Here is a 20,836-nt window from a genome sequence, read left to right on the forward strand (position 1 = left end):
AAGGAATCCCAGTCTCCTGTATTTAATCAAACAGATGGTGCGTACAAGAAGAGAAGCGAACTTTTATCAGATTCCTATCTCTCCATAGGATAATCGTCTCTCCAGAAAGGAGGTGTTCCAGCCGCACCTTCCGGTACGGCTACCTTGTTACGACTTAGCCCCAATTACCAGTTTCGCCCTAGGCCGCTCCTTACGGTCACGGACTTCAGGCGCCCCCGGCTTTCATGGCTTGACGGGCGGTGTGTACAAGGCCCGGGAACGTATTCACCGCGCCATGGCTGATGCGCGATTACTAGCGAATCCAGCTTCGTGGGGTCGGGTTGCAGACCCCAGTCCGAACTGAGACAGGCTTTAAGGATTTGATCCGTTTTGCAAAGGACCATCTCTCTGTACCTGCCATTGTAACACGTGTGTAGCCCCGGACGTAAGGGCCGTGCTGATTTGACGTCATCCCCACCTTCCTCACACCTTACGGTGGCAGTGTCCCCAGAGTGCCCAGCTTGACCTGATGGCAACTAAGGAGAGGGGTTGCGCTCGTTATGGCACTTAAGCCGACACCTCACGGCACGAGCTGACGACAACCATGCAGCACCTTCACAGAGACCCCGAAGGGCGTCATTGTCTCCAAATCCTTCCTCTGCAATTCAAGCCCGGGTAAGGTTCCTCGCGTATCATCGAATTAAACCACATGTTCCTCCGCTTGTGCGGGCCCCCGTCAATTCCTTTGAGTTTCACCGTTGCCGGCGTACTCCCCAGGTGGGATGCTTAATGCTTTCGCTTGGCCGCTGACCTATTCAGGCCAACAGCGGGCATCCATCGTTTACCGTGCGGACTACCAGGGTATCTAATCCTGTTCGATACCCGCACTTTCGAGCTTCAGCGTCAGTTGCGCTCCCGTGAGCTGCCTTCGCAATCGGAGTTCTTCGTGATATCTAAGCATTTCACCGCTACACCACGAATTCCGCCCACGTTGTGCGTACTCAAGAAGACCAGTTCGCGCTGCAGTGCAGAGGTTGAGCCACTACATTTCACAACACGCTTAATCTCCGGCCTACGCTCCCTTTAAACCCAATAAATCCGGATAACGCCCGGACCTTCCGTATTACCGCGGCTGCTGGCACGGAATTAGCCGGTCCTTATTCATAAGGTACATGCAAAAAGTCTCACGAGACTCACTTTATTCCCTTATAAAAGCAGTTTACAACCCATAGGGCCGTCATCCTGCACGCTACTTGGCTGGTTCAGGCTCTCGCCCATTGACCAATATTCCTCACTGCTGCCTCCCGTAGGAGTTTGGACCGTGTCTCAGTTCCAATGTGGGGGACCTTCCTCTCAGAACCCCTACTGATCGTAGCCTTGGTGGGCCGTTACCCCGCCAACAAGCTAATCAGACGCATCCCCATCCATCACCGATAAATCTTTAATCCCATTCAGATGTCTTCGTGGGATGTCATTGGGTATTAGTCTTACTTTCGCAAGGTTATCCCCAAGTGGTGGGCAGGTTGGATACGCGTTACTCACCCGTGCGCCGGTCGACGCCCATCAAAAGCAAGCTTTCGATGTCGTTTCCCCTCGACTTGCATGTGTTAAGCCTGTAGCTAGCGTTCATCCTGAGCCAGGATCAAACTCTCCATTGTAAAATATCATTTTTACTCTGCCTGTTCCGAAGAACGAGCGAAGTGTTTGTTGTCTGTACTTAGGACGAATATCCTCTTTCGTTTATTGAAGCTTAGTAAACCTGACTTGTCAATTTCTTGACGGTTCGTTTCTTTTACCCAGTCAACTTCCTTATTTCTAAGAAGTTAACCGCTTCTTGTACTACTTGTCTGTTTATGTAAAATCTTTCAAAGAACTCTTTCTTTTGTTGCTAAGAGAAAGTGTATTTCTCAAAAGCGAGTGCAAAAGTACTAACTATTTTTCATTCCACCAAATATTTCGAGAAAAAAGTTTCAAAAATAGCATAATTTTAACATTTGATTACATATCAAAGAATAATTAATGCAAGTGCACATTATAATATACATACGCGCTCCTGCACCTGCACACTGGTACGCATACACAGGCATAAACATAATATGATTGAAAATTTAAAAGCGAATGAGTCATCTATTAAGGCTAAGAAAGGAAGGGGCATTACTCCATGATGCATTTTACTCATAGGATTAAAGATGCAGGTTATAAAATCAGCCTCATCTTTTTCGGCTTATCCTCGAAAGAAGATTCTCTATCTCGTGTTATCCAAAGATACACAATGGGCGGTCATAATGTAAACCAAGACGTGATAGAATATAACTTCACGGAAGGCATCAAACGAGTAAGAGCCTCTCTACCACTTTTTGAAAACATTCTTTCATTGATGGCACTTCCGATTTTGGCGACATTGTTGCCATTCACATCGAGAAATCAGGCAAGCATCAAATAACAGATCACCCAGCCGAGTGGTTCGACAAATACTTCAAAGATGCATTCGATGCGCTTATTGATGGCGAGGAAGAATAGTTCTTTTACAAGATTCTAGCAAATCATTTTATACCCAATTCCCCTCACATTGATGATTCTGATATTTTCATCGGCAGATAACTTGTGGCGGAGCTTGGTGATGAAAACATGGAGACTGCGGGAATTGAAAAAGCTGTCATCACCCCAAAGTTTCAGGAGAATATCCTTGCTCTCTACCACATTGTTCTTGCTCTCCACAAGCATGCGAAGGATTTCTGATTCACGATGTGACAGTTCTGTATCTTTACCATCCAACTGCAGAATCTGACTGGTAACATTCAGGCGATAACGACCGATGGAGAGCCATTGATCAGCAGCATCCGGATTATCAGGAGAAACATTCCCCCCTTCCTGTTCTTCAGAAGAAATATTTCCTACAGAAGCCCGATGACAAAGCGACTTGATGCGGACGATGAGTTCCTGGATGGCAAACGGCTTCTTCAGATAATCATTGCCACCCAATTCAAATCCCTCTACCACATCATTCACCGCCGAACGAGCCGTGAGGAAAAGCACAGGGGTACGGGAATCCGTCTTGCGGATACGGCGCACCATCTCGAAACCATCCATCTTGGGCATCATCACATCCGCAACCAGCACATCAGGCTTCTGGTCATCAAACATACGAAGCCCCTCTTCGCCATCATGCGCCGTGCGCATCTCGAAGCCCTGCGCCTCCAAGGTGTCGCTCAGAATCATCGCCAAGGATGTTTCGTCTTCTACCAGTAATACTTTTATCTTATTCATTGTTTCTTTTTTACTTTTTTACCTTTTTACCTTTAAGAAAATGCAGGGTGAAGCAGCTTCCTTTTCCCGGCTCGCTTTCTACGGAAACAGAACCGCCCATTTTCTCCATCAGGCTCTTGACATAGAAAAGGCCGAGACCATAGCCCTTAACCGTATATTTATTGCCATCCGTCACCCGATAGAACTTGTCGAAAATATAAGGCAATTTATCGTGGGCAATACCGATTCCATTATCTGATACGGAAACCAGCACTTCATCCTCAGCTTTTTGGAAAGCCTTGATTTCTATCTTCACGCTATCTTCAGAATACTTGATAGCATTGTCTATGAGATTGCTCACGATGTTTGAGAAATGCATCCGGTCGGCATGAACCATCAGATTTTCCGGTTCTACAGACAACGAAACATTTACTTTTTTATCCGTTCTTACTTCTGATTTCACTTTCAGCTGATGCTGGGAGATTAATGGTTCAATCACCTCCTTCATTGGAACTTCCACGATATTGAGAAGCATCGATTTCCGTCGTTCCATACTCATCGACAGAATCTGTTCCACCAATCCGCTGAGCGTCTGCAACTGCTTCTGGGCGATGGTGAGATACTTGCGCGCCTTATCAGGATGCTGGAGTATTCCGTAGTTCAGCAGGGAGTCGGTGGCAGCATAGGCTACGGCTATCGGAGTCTTCAATTCGTGCGTGATATTATTGGTGAAATCACTTTTCATCTCATCAAGCGTCTTCTGCTTGAGCATCGTATGAATCAGGAACCAGAAGACGAAAGCCAGGATGAGCATGATGAAGAGCGATGTGGCAAGGATACCTGCCATCTGGCTGAACACAGTCATCGTAAGCGGCTCTAGGCTAAGGACATATTTCTCCTCATTCGCCTCCCCCTCATTACAAACCACATATTGGTATTGCTTGGCATTGGCAGAAGGCACATACCCCTTCGTCGTCACTTTCGCCAAAACCTTCTTTCCTGCTAAAAGCAGAATCTGATGCGGAAGCGGATGAACTTTGTCACTCACCAACAAACTGTCTGAAAGCATCTTGGCAACCCATGCACTGTCATAGTCATTGATGTCTGGTTTGGCGATTTCATTCAATTTGCCAAACAGCGCTTGTTGCACCATAGTTGCCAGCTTGCCCGACATCATCATCATCAATTCCTGGTCCTTGTCATCTTCACTACGCTTCTCTTGCTTGGTAAAAGTTGTTTGAACAGACTGAACAATCTTTCCTCCACGAACCTTTTTCACCTTTACCTTTTGATCTATATCATCGTCTTCATCCATAGAAAAAGCAACAGTACCCGTCAGTTGTCTATGAGGCCCTTTATCATCATTGCGCAATCGTTCGATTCGCTTCTTCATCTCCATGAAGTGAGCGTACTCCATTCCACCCTTAATTTTCGCTTCAACCTCCTTTTCCTGAGACTGATAAAGCCCCACGAGCCAATAGGTCTGATATGCGAAGATGCAGACCAAAGCCGTGATGACAAGCGTAACTATGTATTTAAGATGTAACTTCATTCTTTCCTTTATTAAAGATTTTTCCAGATGAATTAAATACTCATTTTCTGAAAATCGGATAAACCTCCGTGGTATTCTTCCATCCCCATTTACCATTCTTTTGTGGCGCAAACTCTCGTCCCATCTTGGCTCCTATCCCCCAATGTTGATTGAACATCACTTCCATGAAGCCACCATAGCTGCTCTTGGGATTGAGAGGAGACATGATGACGCTTCGAGGGTCAGAGGTTTTCGTTGGAACATATTGTCCATAGAATCCCACTGTGAGCCAGTCGTTTACCTGATAAGCCATTCGTCCACCAAAAGAAGCTTTGGTGAGATTGCCAAATCCATATACTCCCGTGTTTATCTTTTCTATCCCGACATAAGGAGAAAAAACAAAACGCCCGAAATTTTGTTGATAAACAAACCCTGCAGTCTGCCTATTCATCAGTCCTGGGACTTCAATACCCGAAGAATATACCGCCATCGCACCCAAATTCGGGGAAGGAAGAGAAATATGAGGTATTGCATTCGGCGCAATCTCCAAAGGTTTTCCTTCTTCCGACATCCAAGGTGCATTCGATTCAGAGTAATAAGATTTGCCTTGAAGTACAGGAAATCCACCGAGCGAAGGACGAGAATATTCCAACGACATACCTTCCTTAGGTAAAGATGCCTTCGGAATGGAATCCAAAGAAACACTCTTCACTTCCTGTGCTTGCATTACCAATGTATCAAAGCAAGCCATAACTGTCAATATGAATATTCTTCGTTTCTCTTTCATGCTTGCAAAAGTAATAAAAAAGAAGATAAGTAAGATACTTTTCAGGAAATTATTTCTGATTTGATAAGACTAAATAACACTTCTGATAAGACTTGATAATCAAAATTCCTTGCTGACACGAGATTTTTACAGTACTTTTGCAACCGAAATCGGGAGTTTTTTCCCGAAAGAACGATAAAAAGATAAGAAGAATATGAAAAGATTGGTTATATTAAGCGCTTGCCTGGCCATCAGTCTTGCCGACTGGGCACAAGGAAACAGAAATGATTCCCTGAGAATGGACAGCATTATCCATTCCCTCCCCGATGTGATGGTAAAAGGCAACCGACCTATCGTAAAGGTAAAAGGGGCGACATTGACCTATGACCTGCCTCAACTCATCAAAAACCATCCGGTGGATAATGCCTATGAAGCCATCAAGCAACTGCCTGGCGTGAGTGAACAAGATGATGCCTTGACCCTCAACGCCCAATCCGTAACCGTGATGATAGACGGCAAGGCTACCACCATGACGAGCGAGCAGCTTTATTCGCTTCTGAAAACGATTCCTACCAGCCGCATCGCAAACGCTGAAGTTGTCTATTCAGCCCCAGCCCGCTATCAGGTAAAGGGACAAGTCATCAACCTTCTGCTGAAGCACAACACAGGCTTTCACTCCCTGCAAGGCGAGTTCTTCGGCGGCTACACCCACCAGAACCGCAACAGTTACACAGAGCGCGCCTCCTTGCTCTTCACCAACAAGAAATGGGAAATAGACATGCTCTATTCTTTCGGTCATGGCAAGAGATATTATTACTATGAAAATGAGTTTGCCCACACCTTGACTGATGGCACTTCCTATGCCTTCTCTACACATAGCGGCAATATCAAACGTCATCTCAACCACAACATCCGACTGGGAATCAACTATCATCTGGCAAAGGATCATCAGCTCAGCTTTGCCTACACCTCACAACTCAATAACACGAGAGGAACTTCAAAGGATGATGGCGATTTCACATCCCTTCTCAGAATCCATGCCAAGAGTCAGTTTCACAATTTCCGCCTGGATTACTCTACCCCATTCGGCTTCTCGGCAGGAGCAGAATACACCTATTATAATTCACCGGATGAACAATGGCTGAAAAGCAGTCTCTACGATGAGATTTACGACATCACAAGCCAGCAACGAATCGACAAATGGCACGCTTACCTCAAGCAGGAACACGACTTAGGAAAAGACTGGGGCTTGAACTACGGCATCAATTACACCACATCAAGAGACAAGAGTTCGCAGGAAAACAACAACAAGTCTTCTGATGGCAACACCATTCAAACCGAAGACCAAATGTGTTTCTACATCGGAGCCAGCAAGTCGTTCGGTCAAAAACTCACGATGGAAGCATCGCTCATGGAAGAATATTACCACACCCCAATTTGGGATGAGTGGAACCTCTTCCCTACACTCTCCATCACCTATCTTCCAAAAGCTGGACACATCATCCAATTCGACTTGGATTACGACAGAGACTACCCTACCTATTGGTCGGTGAAGAACTTCACCACCTATAATGCGGGCGGATATGGAAAGATTGTAGGAAACCCGACGTTGAAGCCTTCACGAGAGCTCAGCCTCTCGCTTACCTATATTCTGCACAGCAGATACGTGGCAAGTCTCTTCTTCAACAACTCGAAAGATGAATTTCGTCAGCTTCCTTACCAGAGCGACAAGAAGAAGGAGATGGAATACAAGCATGTCAACTTCGACCATGTAAACCAGGTAGGCTTGATGCTCACAGCCCCAATCAACATAGGCAACTGGTGGCAGAATCGCCTTACCTTCACTGGCGTATATCAGAACGACAAGAATTCCCATTTCTATGATCTTCCATTCGACCGCAGCAAATGGTTCTGTCAAGCCCAGTGGAACGGCACTTTTCTCTTTGGCAAGCATGTGCTTCTCAACCTCGATGCTTCCGTCCATACCGACGCCATCCAAGGAATCATCGACATCCCAGCCTCAGGCTATCTCAACGCAGCCCTCACCTGGAAGCCTCTCAAGGATGACAAGTTCCAGCTGAAAGCCTACTGCAACGACATCTTCGAGACAGGCGACAACCATCTGCACGACACCTACCGAGGTCAGCACGTCATCAACAACATGTACTTCGGCAGAATCATAGGCCTCTCCCTCACCTATCGTTTCGGCGGCTACAAGGCCAAGCAGCATGAAGAAGTAGATACTTCCAGATTCGGGAAATAAAACGAGAAAAGCTCACCAAGACCATCAAAGTCCTGGCGAGCTTTTCTCTTTATATTAGCATTTTATTTCACTTTCACTTCTATCACATTCTTCGCAGCATCGGCACTCGAACCACCTACGAAGATCTGATATTTGCCGGGAACCACACGCATGGTATTGGTCTGGGAATCCCAACCCTCGAAACTCTGGCGAGACAGACTGATGGTTACCTGTTGCTTCTCGCCCGCTTTCAAAGCAATGCGCTTGAAGGCTTTCAGGGTCTTGATCGGTCCCTCAGCATCATCCATTCTACGGATGTAAACCTGCGCCACTTCCGTTCCTTCCCTATTACCTTTATTAGATAAAGAGAAACTCAAGGAATAAGCCGAAGAATTCTTCACTTTTCGTTCTTCATTCTTCACTTTCTTCAATGCCGGCTTTCCATATTCATACGATGTATAGCTCAATCCATGTCCGAATGGGAAGAGAGCCTCGCCCTTGAAGTAACGGTAGGTGCGATTTTTCATCGTATAATCGAGGAAATCAGGAAGATCATTCACGCTCTTATAGAAGGTAACCGGAAGCTTGCCCGATGGATTCACCTCGCCAAAGAGTACCTTTGCCACGGCTTCGCCACCCCGTTCGCCCGGATACCAAGCCTGAAGGATAGACTCCGCATTTTCGGTTTCAGGAACCATGACAATGGCACTGCCCGAACAGTTGACGAACACCACTCGCTTGCCTGCCCGATGCAATATCTCCATCACCTTGCGCTGAGCCTGAGGCAACTCGATGTCGGTTCTGTCACCACCCTTGAAACCCGGTTCGGAGACCTTCATCTCCTCACCCTCAAGACTAGGAGAAATACCGCCTACAAATACTACCACGTCAGCATCGCCAACCTCAGCCAGAAGCTGAGACTCGGTTGGCGTATAGTTCTTTACAATGTCAAACTGCATCACCGCCATATCGGTCTTCTGGAAATAATCCACCTGTATCTTCATCGGCTTTCCCGCCTTTACGGAAATTGGCTTGTTGAGCATCTGTACACGGGCACGTCCCTTCCATACATTCGCCACCGTATCGCCATCAATGATGAGTCGGTAACCATCATCGCATCCCATTCTGACGTTCAAGGTTTCATCCTGTTCTGGGGTGAAGACGCCCTCATATCGGGCTGAGAAGTTGGTAAGATTCACGCCCGGTGCAAAGACGGTATTTCCGCCATTGCTCTGATTGATTGGCGAAGTCATCACGGCAGTAGCCACAGGCTCGCCCTTCATCTCGGCATTGTTCCAATAAGTAGCCTTCATGCCCTTGCTTCCATCAGTAGAAGTCAGGAGATTGAACTTGCTTTCCGTCACCTCATTTCTGGTCAACGTGCAGGCAGGAATATACTTGGCGTCCTTTACATATTTTCTGATGCCCTGCAGGATGGTGGTGGTAGAAGTAGGATAACCCGAATAGTTGCCCCACTGCATGATGGAATCGTTGGCGTTCGGCCCCATCACCACCAACTTCATTCCTGATGATTTCAGCGGCAGAAGATTGTTCCGGTTCTGAAGAAGCACGATTCCCTCTTCTGCCATCTTCTCTGCCAAATCCTTATGCGCCTTGCTGGCGATGACGGAAGATGGAATCTGAGTCCAAGGCACGTTCTCGTCCTGATCGAAATCGCCCAGACGGAATCGGGCTTCCAGCAGGCGCTTCAAACTCTCGTTCACTTTTTCCTCGCTGATCATTCCCGTCTTCACCGCTTCAGGGAGCGAATGGTAAACGCTTCCACATTCCACGTCGGTTCCGGCACCAATTGCCTGCGCCGTAGCCTCTGCAGGAGTCTTCGCCGTACCATGGCGGCCAGGCACATAGAAGTCGTTGATGGCTCCGCAATCGGAAGTTATCAATCCCTTGAATCCCCATTCATCACGGAGAATCTGACGCTCATATCTGGCATTGCTACAACATGGCGCCCCGTCAATCCGCTGATAGGCGCACATCACCTCAGCCACATTTCCATCCTGCACCAGCGATTTGAAGGCAGGCAGATAGGTCTCCCACAAATCACGCTCAGGCAAATCCTCCACATTAAAACTGTGCCTGTTCCATTCCGGACCGCTATGTACGGCAAAGTGCTTGGCACAGGCCAGGAGCTTGACGTATTGGGGAGATTGTGAGGAAGCCGTTGCCAGAACTCCCGGAGCCGACATCGGTTTGCCATCAAAGGTCTGTCCCTGCAAACCATTCACCACGGCAAGTCCCATTCGGGTCGTCAGATAAGGATCCTCGCCATAGGTTTCCTGTCCACGTCCCCATCGTGGGTCGCGGAAGATATTGATGTTCGGAGTCCAAAAACTCAGACTCTGGTAGCGCTTGATGCTGCCGCTCTTCTTCGCCTCCTGCGCCTTGGCTCTCGCCTCATCACTCACGGCAGTAAACACCTTATATAATAAGGTATCGTCCCACGAAGCCGCCATGTGCATCGTGATAGGGAAAACGGTAACAAAACCGTTTCGCCCCACTCCGTGCAGCGCCTCGTTCCACCATTGAAACTGCGGAATGCCCAATCGGGCAATGGCTGGCGAAGTATCCATCATCAACTTTGTCTTCTCCTCCAGGGTAAGACGGGAAAGCAAATCATTGGCTCTTTCCTCAGCAGAAAGGTTAGCATTCTGATAAGGAAGGAGCTGCTGTGCACTGGCAGAAAGCGGCATTGCCACCTGCATCGACATTTGCATCGCCATCTGCGTCATTATAGAAAGTAGTAGTTTCTTCATTTTTCTTAAATGTTATAATCTTTGTTCTTGTGATTGTTTTTAATCTCGGTGACAAAGTTACATCTTTTTTTGAAACCACCGCACAAATTGGCAGCAAAGTTTAAATTATTTAGCTTATTATGTCAACTTTGTCATATATCAGCCGATGGCACGCAAGTTGCTCAACATGAGAGTGAAAGCTGAAGCTAAAAGATGAAGAAGTTCGAAAGAACGACGGAGTCTTGAGGCAAAGGCAATCGAAAAGAAAAGATAAAAATAACATTATCAATAATAATAATAAATAACAAACAGAAATCCCGACGGAGCCGCAAGGAACCGAGAGGACGAGTAAAATAAAAATTGGAGGTTTTAATTATGTTGTTAGCACGTAGAAATAATAATTCAGATTGGTTGAGTAACATCTTTGATGATGTATTCTTTGATACAGACGCAACGCCACGTATGAATGCTACAGCTCCTGCCACTAATATCAAGGAGACAGATAAAGATTACATCATGGAGGTTGCAGCTCCTGGCTTGAAGAAGGAGTGGGTTCGTGTAAACATCGACAATGATGGTAATCTGAACATCGCCATCGAGAACAAGATGGAGCACAAGAATGAAGATAAGCACGAGCACTATCTGCGCCGTGAGTTCTCTTACAGCAACTACCAGCAGGCCTACACTCTCCCTGAGGATGCCGACCGTGAGAAGATTTCAGCAAAGGTAGCTGATGGTGTTCTTGAGGTTCAGATTCCAAAGCTTACTCCTAAGGAGGAGACAAAGGCTACCAAGAATATTGAAGTCAAATAACAATTTCGCATAAATGATTGAGGGCAGATTCCAAAGCAATTTGGAACCTGCCTTTTTTTGTGTTTATCAGAACATAAAAAACAACTACAGAAACTAGGCGAATAGCACCTACCTTATTATAGGTATTTTATGACCCCCCCTCTATATTTCATCCCAAAATCTTGTAGATTAGAATATTAATATGTAATTTTGCAGGCTGAAAGAAAATTCCAAACATCGTCTTTGTTTGAATTTCTGAAACTAAAAATGAAAAATAATGAAGAAAACAATTCCTGTAATAGGCATGGCTTGCAGCGTATGCTCTGCCAATGTAGAAAAGAAGCTGCAGTCGCTAGAAGGCATCAACTCCGCCTCGGTATCCCTGGCGAGCCGAACTGCCCTGGTAGATTATGACCCCGACATTATCTCTCTGGAAGATATGAAACGGGAAATCAGCAACGCCGGCTACGACCTCGTTATCGAAAACGACAGAAGCGCGGAGGAAATCAACCGCCGTGAGTTCACCCTCCTGCGCCGCCGAACCCTGGCTTCCTGGCTCTTCGCCATCCTGACGATGTGTTTCTCCATGGGCTGGATTTCCCATACAAGTTCCTTCGCCAACCAGATCTGTCTGCTCCTGGCACTCGCCAACCTGCTCTATTGCGGCAAACAGTTTTATGTTTCCGCCTGGAAGCAGCTTTTGCATCATACGGCAAACATGGATTCGCTCGTAGCACTCAGCACCCTCATCGCCTTCCTCTTCAGCACCTTCAACACCTTCTTCGGAGAAATGGTATGGGGAGCGAGAGGCATAGAATGGCACACTTATTTCGATGCTTCCGTGATGATCATCACCTTCGTGCTGACCGGCAGATGCCTGGAAGAAAAAGCGAAAGACAGTACGGCGAGCAGCATCCGACAGTTGATGGGAATGCAGCCGAAAACCGCCCGACTGGTGACTTACGAGAAGATAGAAGGCACCAACGACTACAAGATGGAGGAAGTTCCGATTTCCACCATTCAGATAGGCGACATGATAGAGGTAAGAGCCGGCGAAAAGATTCCGGTGGATGGCGTGGTTACCCAGGCAGAGAGTTTCATGACTCCCGATGCTGCCTATGTAGATGAAGCGATGATCAGCGGCGAACCGACTCCGGCGATGAAAAAGGCAGGCGACAACGTGCTGGCTGGCACCATTCCGAGTCAGGGAAAGCTCCGCATGAGAGCCAAGCAGATTGGCGAGAACACCGCCCTGGCACACATCATCCGCATGGTTCAGGAGGCGCAGGGCAGTAAGGCCCCCGTGCAGCGCATCGTGGATAAGGCGGCGCTGATTTTCGTTCCAGCCGTGGCAGCCATCGCCCTCATCACCTTTTTAATATGGTGGCTGATAGGCGGCAACGCTGCTCTTCCGCAGGCCATCCTTTCAGCCGTAGCCGTATTGGTCATCGCCTGTCCTTGCGCCATGGGCTTAGCTACTCCTACCGCCCTGATGGTGGGCATCGGCAAGGCGGCGCAGAAGCAGATTCTTATCAAGGATGCGTCGGCACTGGAGAATCTCCACAAGATCAACGCCCTCGTCATCGACAAGACCGGCACCCTCACCATTCCTAACCAGAACATCGATTTCACCAAGCAGGAGGATTTGGATCTGGAGACGAGAGAGACCCTCAAGCCTCATGCCCAGGAAGCGATGAAGCAGTTGCAGGAAAGGGGAATAGAGGTCTATATGATGAGTGGCGACAAGGAGGAAGCGGCTCATTACTGGGCAGAGAAAGCCGGCATCAAGCATTACCAGAGCAAGGTGCTGCCTGGTGACAAGCAGGCTTTGGTAAAGAAACTTCAGGACGAAGGCAAGCAGGTAGCGATGGTAGGCGACGGAATCAACGACACCCAGGCGCTGGCCCTTGCCAACGTGAGCATGGCGATAGGAAAGGGAACGGATGTGGCGATGGATGTGGCACAGATTACGCTGATGAGCGACGACCTCCTGGCACTTCCGGAAGCCGTAAAACTGAGTCAGAAGACGGTTCACATGATTTGGCAGAATCTCTTCTGGGCGTTCATCTACAACATCATCTGCATCCCGCTGGCAGCCGGAGTCCTTCATATCTTCGGCATTGATTTCCAGATAACCCCGATGTGGGCAAGTGCCCTGATGGCCTTCTCCAGCGTCAGCGTAGTGCTCAATTCGCTGAGATTAAAATTGTCATAAATAAAATAAGGCTGCCAGCGATGTTTATAAAATACTGTCGGTATGCAGCAAGATCATCATGAAATAAAGCCTTCATGATACTTCATATTAAATAGGGGTAGGACGTGAATCCTACCCCCTTTATTGTTTGTGTTGATTGCTTCTGTATTGATTACTTAGCAATACTCATTTACTTGATAACAACCTTTCTTGTTGTTCCATCAGCCATCTTGATGATGTTAATGCCCTTCTGCAAGCTGTTGATCTTCACTCCATTGATTGTGTAGATGCCTTCTGCTGCATTTACTGCAGGACGGTTCTCGATATTCTCGATGCCAGTAGCTACACCGCCAGTACCCTTTCTTGAAATACCCAAGACAGTGATAATACCTGCACCACCATAGCCCTTCGTGAACTCAACATACTGCACTTCCTTAGACTTATCAACCTTTACACTGTACTCATAGAGACGAATCTTGCCAGTATCGATATCGTCTTTGTAATATGGAAGGCTCTGTTTTGTGATAATACGACCCAAACCATATACAGCTTCGCTACCCGATGGAGTTTCAGCAAACCAATCCTGAGGAGTGAAACGATCATTATAACCATGAGTTCCGTCTGTGTAATATGGACAAGCCACAAGACTACCAGAACCATTGGTTGAAACAACGAGGAAGTAAAGTTCCTCACACTTCTCTGGAGTCACGAAGTTCAGATTACCAGTTGAGTAGTAAGATCTGAGAGTGAGAGCATTCTTCTGACTGAAGTCTGCCATCTGGAACTGAGTTCCCTTCGCTGTTGTCACGATACCATCGCTGCCACAAAGTGCACCTTCCTTCTGAACACCATCAGTATAGAATACCCAACCCTGGTTGTCAAGAATATCATCACTGAAACTCTTAGAAGGCTTACCCTCTGCGATAACATCCACATTCCAACCTGTCACTGCTACTGGAGCTACTGCTGGCATAGCTGCTGCAAACTGCTCATAAGCTTCAACCTCTGCCATTGATGGATAGTAGAATGCGTTCAAGTTACAGATCACTGCGATATACTTAGTCTCCTCGAAGTCTGGCAAGATGTACTCCAACTCAGAAACCTCACCGAGATCAGAGAATGTCTTCACGCGCTTCAAGTTAGCAAGATCGTTACCTACAGCGATGCTGATCTCCTTGTTTACGAAACCTTCTTCATCGTTATCATTTGTACCCTTGTTGTTGTTAGGGAGGTGAATAGCAACCTTAGAGAGATTCCAAGACTTGCCTTCTGGAGCAGTAAAGATAGCCCATGTATCATCTCTATGGGTTGAAGGATTCTCGATAGATATAAGTGCATCGTCCACCTTGTTGCCATCGGTCAAGCCTGTGATGTCGAACTTGTCGAATGCAACACCGAATCCGTAGTCACCCGTATAGTGACGAACCTCAGCAGTAGCACCTGTCAAGATGTTAGGCTGTGTATTAGAGTCGATGCTAATATTAACAACACGCTCTTTATATGAACCACCATTATCAACGGTGATAGTAACTTTCTCAACACCCATCTTCATACCTGCTGTTACAGGGATAGTGAATGTGCAATTAGCCTGATCCTCTGTGATAGCACCCACTTTCAAACCTGCGCTTGACTTCACGCGGCAAGAGAAATTAGGATCTCTTGGATCACCATTCAAGTCGTAACTTACTACGATGTTCTGTGTCTCACCAGCGTTCATCTTCATCTCAGAAGAAGGAACCGAAAGAGACATATTGTTGTCCTCAGAACCGAATACCTGGAACTCCCAAATACGGAGAGTACCGTTAGCCTCAGGAATCAACTTCACGTAACGTGCCTTGAAAGGAGGAATGTAGTCGGTCTTGACGCTCTCGTTTACACGGTTTTCTGCATCAACCACTGTTGTCCAGTTCTCACCGTCGTTAGACAGCTGAATCTTATAGTTGTTGATCTGATCTACACCATACTCAGGACCTGAGTTACCATCATAGATGCAGAAACCATAGATACGATATGCGCTCTGGCAGTCGAAGATTGCCCAACGGTCGCTCTGCAATGTACACCACTTACCGCTTGTCTCATATGGATAAACTTCACCATCGATAATCTTCCAAGGTGTCTCAGTAGAGTTGGTAGAGTTTGAGAAAGCAACCACTTTCTTGTTCTGTACTACGTTGTAAACAGTTGCAGCATCTTCCTTAGCAATGACGTCGATCACTTGCTTAGTAGTAGTAGAAGTACCAACAACGTTAGTAACATTTACTGTAACTTTCATCTTACCTGGCTTCTTGGCCACTACGAAGATAGTCTCCTCATTAGTAGGAGTACCTGGCTTGAACTCCAAGCCCTCTGGCAAAATCCACTCCCAAGCAGTAGGTTTACCTGTACCCTTGGCTGTGATAGATGTAGATTCACCTACTTCGAGATAGCTCTTACCCAAAGAGAAGGTAACTACAGGGGCAGTACCCTTAGGATAGTTGAGCGTGATGCTCTTAGCAGGCTGCTGCTTCATATCCTTCATTACAGGAACTACTTCCATCTCGAGGAAATTGTCTACACCATTACGAACGAATGTAGGAACATAGAAAGCCTCGCCACGAGTCTGACCTACCAAGATGCGCTCGCCATCTTCATGCTTCTTATAGATATCGAAGTGATCGAAATCATCGTTATAGGTATAATCCCATGTCAGACGCACATCGTTCTTTTCTGCACCGAGAGTTGTGGTTGATGCAAGATTCTCTACTGCGACAGATGCAGGAGCATAACCTGCTGGCAATACTGCGAGCTCACCGAGTTTCAAGTCATAATAAGGAACCTCTGATTCACCCTTCATGTTGAGAGCAATCATATAGATGGTCTTGCCATTGAGTGATGTCAAGTCGTAGTCAGCGATGGTCCAGCCGTTCTTCTCTGTTACTGTAGCATCGGTCAGAGTTACATCTGGGTTGACAGAACTCTCTGTAGCCAACTTCATCTCTACACTACCAGGAGTAGTGGTCTTGTAAACAATACGGAGAGTGCCACCTGATGTTACAGGAATCATCGTCTTATAGAGACGCATGAGGTGATCACCTGTTGTCAAGCTTCCGCTCACCTCGATGCTTGAACCGAAGTTGTAAGCATCTTCCCAGTTGATAGAAGCTGTCAGGTTGCCTTTGTTCTCTATCCACCAGCGCCATGTTGGCATGATGCTCTGTACACCACTATGATACCAGTCTTGTGTACCATTCTTGATACCCTCTACGAAGCGGTGCTTACCCACACCTACGCAGAATGAGCTGACGAAAGGCATATTAGTGATAGTAGAACGCTCCAATACGCGGTTGGAAATTCCTGGCCAAGATGTGGTAGATGTGACTGTTGGGTCACCTTCCTGATTTACCCACATCTGCTCTTCATTTTTAAAGGTTTTCTGAATAGCAGCATATGCGCTTGGACCTGTATCATCACTACCAAGAAGGTTCTTTACATTATCCTTCCAGATACGCTCCTCTGGACAGAACAAGTCAATAGAACCTACGTGGCCGGTCGTTGGCATAGATCTGTTGAGGTAATAACCGAATCCGGTATGACCACTACTTACCACCTGGATACCTGCATAGATCTTAGAGAAAGTCTCTTCCTCTGTACAGCCCAGCTGGCTTGCCTGACCACGATAATCGCCATTAGCTCCATACTCCAAGAACTGAGAAGTATTCTTATGTGACTTCAGAATGGTTGGACTTGGTGAACCAGATGCATTGTACCACTGGATTTCCATGTGGCTATTGCCGTCTGCATCAGCGAGTGCATTAAACTCTTTGATGAAACCAGCCCATTCTGAGAGAGTAGAGCCACCAGACTCCTGGTTGATAAACCAACCATCGAAGCCCATATACTTAGCGATTTCATACAATTTCTTGGCAAAGATGTAAGAACCATTCTCCTTGGTAAGCATTTCACGAACCCAAGCCTGGTTTCCTCCGAAAGCATAAGGAGGGAAGAATATCTGACCGAGAGATTTCACTCCACTCTGGTGAGCAGCATCTGTAGATGGTGCTGGTGGAGGAATAATAATACCCTCGCTGGCAGAACCTGCCCAATAAACGAGTTTATCCATATACTGCCAGTAAGTTGGCTGGTATCCCAAGAAGTTGTTAGCGCCCTGAGATGGGCAAGAACTACATGTAGGGAAAAGAATGGTTGCATTACATACCTGTCCCTCATAGAACTGGTTTTTATTGGCTTTCATCAAGGTAGGCTCCTTGAAACGTTTTGCCAATGGCACCTTAGAACGGTTGAACTTGGCATTCTTGTCAGTTTCTGGGGACCAGTTCTTGACGTGTTCCGGATGCCAGCAACCACCATAAGGCTGTTGAGCACTTGCTGTACCTCCAAATATAATGGAGAGCATTGCAACGCTAAAAAGTCGATTTAGTCTCATACTTTAAAGGTTTAAGTTAATATTGTATAGTTAATAATTTATTTTCTGCTTTTGAGTATCTCGCCGTTTTTGAGATTTTTTCCTCGTTTTTAGCTATTTTCTGCACTTATAACAAGAATAAAAACCAAACTACTTAGCCAAAATGCATTTTTTTTATTTTTTATTCAAAAAAATACCGCTATAGCTATGCTCACGCAAAACTATAGCGGTTTTAATAAACCTAAACTAAACCTAAAAACAACTTTTTTTTAGATAAATAATACATCTTAACCTAACATCAATTTATAGCCTTATTGATAAATCTGCTTTTTATGAAATACACCGTTTTTCATAAAAAGATCAATATGTTTTCTGAAGATTCTACTTGATAATATTGGTACGGCGGATGAAGTCGATGATTTCCGGTACATAACCGAAGGCTAATCCGGTAACGGTATCTGCACAACCATAATATACTGCAATGCGACCCGTCTCTGCATCACAGAGAGATGCGCATGGGAAGCAGACATTAGGTACATCTCCTACACACTCGTAGAGCTCCTGAGGAGTAATCAAATACTGACCTGAACGGCCCAATACTTTCCACGGTTCATCCAAATCGAGCAAGGCTGCACCAAAAGCATAAACATATCCATTGCAGGAATAGAGCACACCATGATAGAGCAACAACCATCCTTCAGAAGTCTCGATAGGCACCGGGCCAGCACCTATCTTCATACATTGCCAAGCACTCTCCTCGAAAGCTGCAGGAGCCATCACATGACGATGATGCCCCCAATACTCCAAATCAGGTGACTCGCTATAGAAGATGTCACCGAAGGCAGTATGACCAGTATCACTCGGACGACTCAGCATGGCAAACTTGCCATTGATCTTGCGAGGAAACATCACGCCATTGCGATTGTATGGCAAGAAAGCATTCTCCAACTGATGGAAAGTCTTGAAATCCTCTGTCCATGCCACACCAATCGTAGGACCATGATAGCCATTACACCAGGTGACATAATACTTATCCCCAATCTGGCAAACACGAGGGTCGTAACCATAGACCCACTCTCCTACCTCAGGATCATCACACTCGAAATGGATGGTGTCCTCATCAATGTCCCAATGTACGGCATCCTTGCTGAAACCGGCATGAAGAGTCATACGGCGATTCTTGTCATCGCAGCGGAATACACCTGCAAAACCATCCTTAAACTTAACTACTGCACTATTGAAGATACTATTGGAGTCGGGTAGCTGATTACGCTTGATAATAGGGTTCTGAGAATAGCGCCAGAGCGGCACGCTGCTTCCTTCTGGTCTGTCTTCCCAAGGAATGTTGGGAAGAGCAGAACCTATGATTTTAATTTCTTTCATTGTCGTTTCTTTTTAGAAAAATCAATTAGTGACTTTTTTGGAAATCGATTAGAGACTGTTGAGCAAATCTGCCTTGCCATCATTGATGAGCTTGATGACCAACTCTCCGAAGAGGGTGTTCTGCCATGCAAACCAGGCACGGGTGTATTTCGAAGCATCATCCTTATGGAAAGATTCATGGATGAATCCCATCCCTGCATCGGTATTCAGGAGGGTCTTCATGCACCAGCGAATCTCATCATCACTCTGGGCTGTGAAGCACTTCATCATGATAGACATCGGCCAAGGCATATCATAACCGATGTGCGGACCGCCGATACCCTCGCCTGCCTTGCCACGGAAGAAACAAGGATTGTCCTCGCTCCATACGAAACGGCGAGTGTTCTGATAGATCGGATCATTCATCTCAACATCACCCAAATAGCCCATACCTAAAAGCGATGGAACATTGGCATCATCCATCAGAAGACGGTTGCCGAAACCATCTACCTCATACGCATAAATCTTGCCATATTTAGGATGATCATAGACTGCATATTTCTGCAGGGCATCATTGACTTCGGCTGCCAAGGCAGAACAATCCTGTGCAATCCCGAGTGCCTTATTCTTCTGCTCAGTCTCTGATTTCTCTGCCACATGCTTCAGGATTTCAGCCGCCTTATTCATCGCAGAAACCGCCATGAAATTGGAAGGAATCAGGAACGGAAGAATCGTGGCATCGTCTGAAGGACGGAACAGGGAAGCAATGAGACCAACTGGCTTGACAGGAGCTCCGAAACCATCCCAGCCCACGGTATCGAAGGCACGATCGGTCATGCGGGTAAAATGGTAAGCCTTGGCTGTTTCCTTGCGTTGCTGCTCATGGAAGGTCTTGAGGATATTTCCGATAGCCTGCATCCAGTCTTCTCCGAAGATGGAGTCATCGCCTGTTACCTTCCAGTACTCGTAAGCGAGGCGGATAGGATAACAGAAAGAATCTATCTCATACTTGCGCTCGAAAACCTCTGCCTTCATCTCGGTATCATCCTTCTGCCAACCTGCTCCGGTAGGTCCGTCGTTATAGGCATTGGCATAACGGTCGATATTGATGCACTTCAACTGGCGCAGGATAACACCACGCAGCATCTTCTTCAATTTCTCATCCTTGTTGGCAAGGGCTACGTATGGCCAAACCTGAGCACCTGAATCGCGGAGCCACATGGCAGGAATATCACCTGTATAGACGAAGGTATCGTCATCGCCATTAGCCAACTGGCGATAATGCACCGTACTTTCCAGCGTGTTCGGATAACAGTTGGCGAACATCCAGGCGAGTTTCGGATTCTTCTTGAGGAGTTTCTGTACTTCCTTGATTTTCTTCTCCACTGCCTCTGAAGTAAAGAGACGCTCAGCTACAGGCGGACGCTTGGACTCATACTTGCCATTGACAGGTGTTACCACCTTAGTATAGCGGGCATGAACATCTACCTCAGCATGCTCTTGTGCCATCGCCGACATTGCCGACATCAGGGCTATTGCAAATATTGTTTTTCTCATTGTCTGGGTTTA

General features: G+C 46.6%; 11 protein-coding genes and 1 rRNA gene. 4 read left to right on the forward strand and 8 right to left on the reverse strand.

Annotation, left to right across the window (positions count from 1 at the left end; translation table 11 throughout):
• Positions 1 to 105: 105 nt before the first annotated feature.
• Positions 106 to 1,637: ribosomal RNA gene (locus tag KUA50_RS16730) — 16S ribosomal RNA — on the reverse strand.
• 614 nt (positions 1,638 to 2,251) lie between these two features.
• On the opposite strand from KUA50_RS16730, the gene KUA50_RS16735 reads away from it, so the two are divergent.
• Complete coding sequence (locus tag KUA50_RS16735; RefSeq protein WP_218457959.1) at positions 2,252 to 2,422, forward strand: hypothetical protein; 171 nt, start codon at positions 2,252 to 2,254, stop codon at positions 2,420 to 2,422.
• 92 nt (positions 2,423 to 2,514) lie between these two features.
• On the opposite strand, the gene KUA50_RS16740 is transcribed toward KUA50_RS16735, so the two are convergent.
• Genes KUA50_RS16740 through KUA50_RS16750 form a run of 3 tightly spaced genes read right to left on the reverse strand, consistent with a single transcriptional unit; the run spans position 2,515 to position 5,543 of the window.
• Complete coding sequence (locus KUA50_RS16740) at positions 2,515 to 3,246, reverse strand: response regulator transcription factor (RefSeq protein ID WP_218457957.1); 732 nt, start codon at positions 3,244 to 3,246, stop codon at positions 2,515 to 2,517.
• 10 nt (positions 3,247 to 3,256) lie between these two features.
• A complete protein-coding gene (locus KUA50_RS16745) occupies positions 3,257 to 4,777 on the reverse strand; it encodes a sensor histidine kinase (protein WP_218457956.1) in 1,521 nt (506 codons plus the stop codon).
• Positions 4,778 to 4,817: 40 nt separating this feature from the next.
• Complete coding sequence (locus KUA50_RS16750; protein WP_218457955.1) at positions 4,818 to 5,543, reverse strand: hypothetical protein; 726 nt, start codon at positions 5,541 to 5,543, stop codon at positions 4,818 to 4,820.
• 193 nt (positions 5,544 to 5,736) lie between these two features.
• Here KUA50_RS16750 and KUA50_RS16755 point away from each other — a divergent pair, with 193 nt between their 5' ends.
• The gene (locus KUA50_RS16755) at positions 5,737 to 7,785 is read left to right on the forward strand and encodes an outer membrane beta-barrel protein (protein ID WP_218457954.1); all 2,049 of its coding nucleotides are present in this window, start codon (positions 5,737 to 5,739) and stop codon (positions 7,783 to 7,785) included.
• Between the two features lie 62 nt (positions 7,786 to 7,847).
• Here KUA50_RS16755 and xyl3A read toward each other — a convergent pair whose 3' ends face one another.
• Positions 7,848 to 10,514: a xylan 1,4-beta-xylosidase gene (gene xyl3A / locus KUA50_RS16760; RefSeq protein ID WP_413777474.1), complete on the reverse strand. Its 2,667-nt coding sequence runs from the start codon at positions 10,512 to 10,514 to the stop codon at positions 7,848 to 7,850.
• 378 nt (positions 10,515 to 10,892) lie between these two features.
• Between xyl3A and KUA50_RS16765 the strand changes: the two genes are divergently transcribed.
• Together KUA50_RS16765 and KUA50_RS16770 are read left to right on the forward strand one after the other, a co-directional pair.
• The gene (locus tag KUA50_RS16765) at positions 10,893 to 11,330 is read left to right on the forward strand and encodes an Hsp20/alpha crystallin family protein (RefSeq protein WP_118117725.1); all 438 of its coding nucleotides are present in this window, start codon (positions 10,893 to 10,895) and stop codon (positions 11,328 to 11,330) included.
• Positions 11,331 to 11,586: 256 nt separating this feature from the next.
• Positions 11,587 to 13,524 (forward strand): heavy metal translocating P-type ATPase, encoded by a 1,938-nt coding sequence (locus KUA50_RS16770; RefSeq protein ID WP_218457952.1) that lies wholly within the window; start codon positions 11,587 to 11,589, stop codon positions 13,522 to 13,524.
• A 169-nt stretch (positions 13,525 to 13,693) separates the two neighbouring features.
• On the opposite strand, the gene KUA50_RS16775 is transcribed toward KUA50_RS16770, so the two are convergent.
• The 3 genes from KUA50_RS16775 to KUA50_RS16785 all read right to left on the reverse strand — a co-directional run bounded on the left by KUA50_RS16775 (position 13,694) and on the right by KUA50_RS16785 (position 20,824).
• The gene (locus tag KUA50_RS16775; RefSeq protein WP_218457951.1) at positions 13,694 to 17,926 is read right to left on the reverse strand and encodes an endo-beta-N-acetylglucosaminidase; all 4,233 of its coding nucleotides are present in this window, start codon (positions 17,924 to 17,926) and stop codon (positions 13,694 to 13,696) included.
• A 360-nt stretch (positions 17,927 to 18,286) separates the two neighbouring features.
• Positions 18,287 to 19,288: a glycoside hydrolase family 130 protein gene (locus KUA50_RS16780; protein ID WP_218457949.1), complete on the reverse strand. Its 1,002-nt coding sequence runs from the start codon at positions 19,286 to 19,288 to the stop codon at positions 18,287 to 18,289.
• A 48-nt stretch (positions 19,289 to 19,336) separates the two neighbouring features.
• The gene (locus KUA50_RS16785) at positions 19,337 to 20,824 is read right to left on the reverse strand and encodes a glycoside hydrolase family 125 protein (protein WP_218457948.1); all 1,488 of its coding nucleotides are present in this window, start codon (positions 20,822 to 20,824) and stop codon (positions 19,337 to 19,339) included.
• Positions 20,825 to 20,836 lie beyond the last annotated feature (12 nt).

This window comes from Segatella hominis, assembly GCF_019249725.2.
In the GTDB taxonomy this organism is placed as follows: domain Bacteria; phylum Bacteroidota; class Bacteroidia; order Bacteroidales; family Bacteroidaceae; genus Prevotella.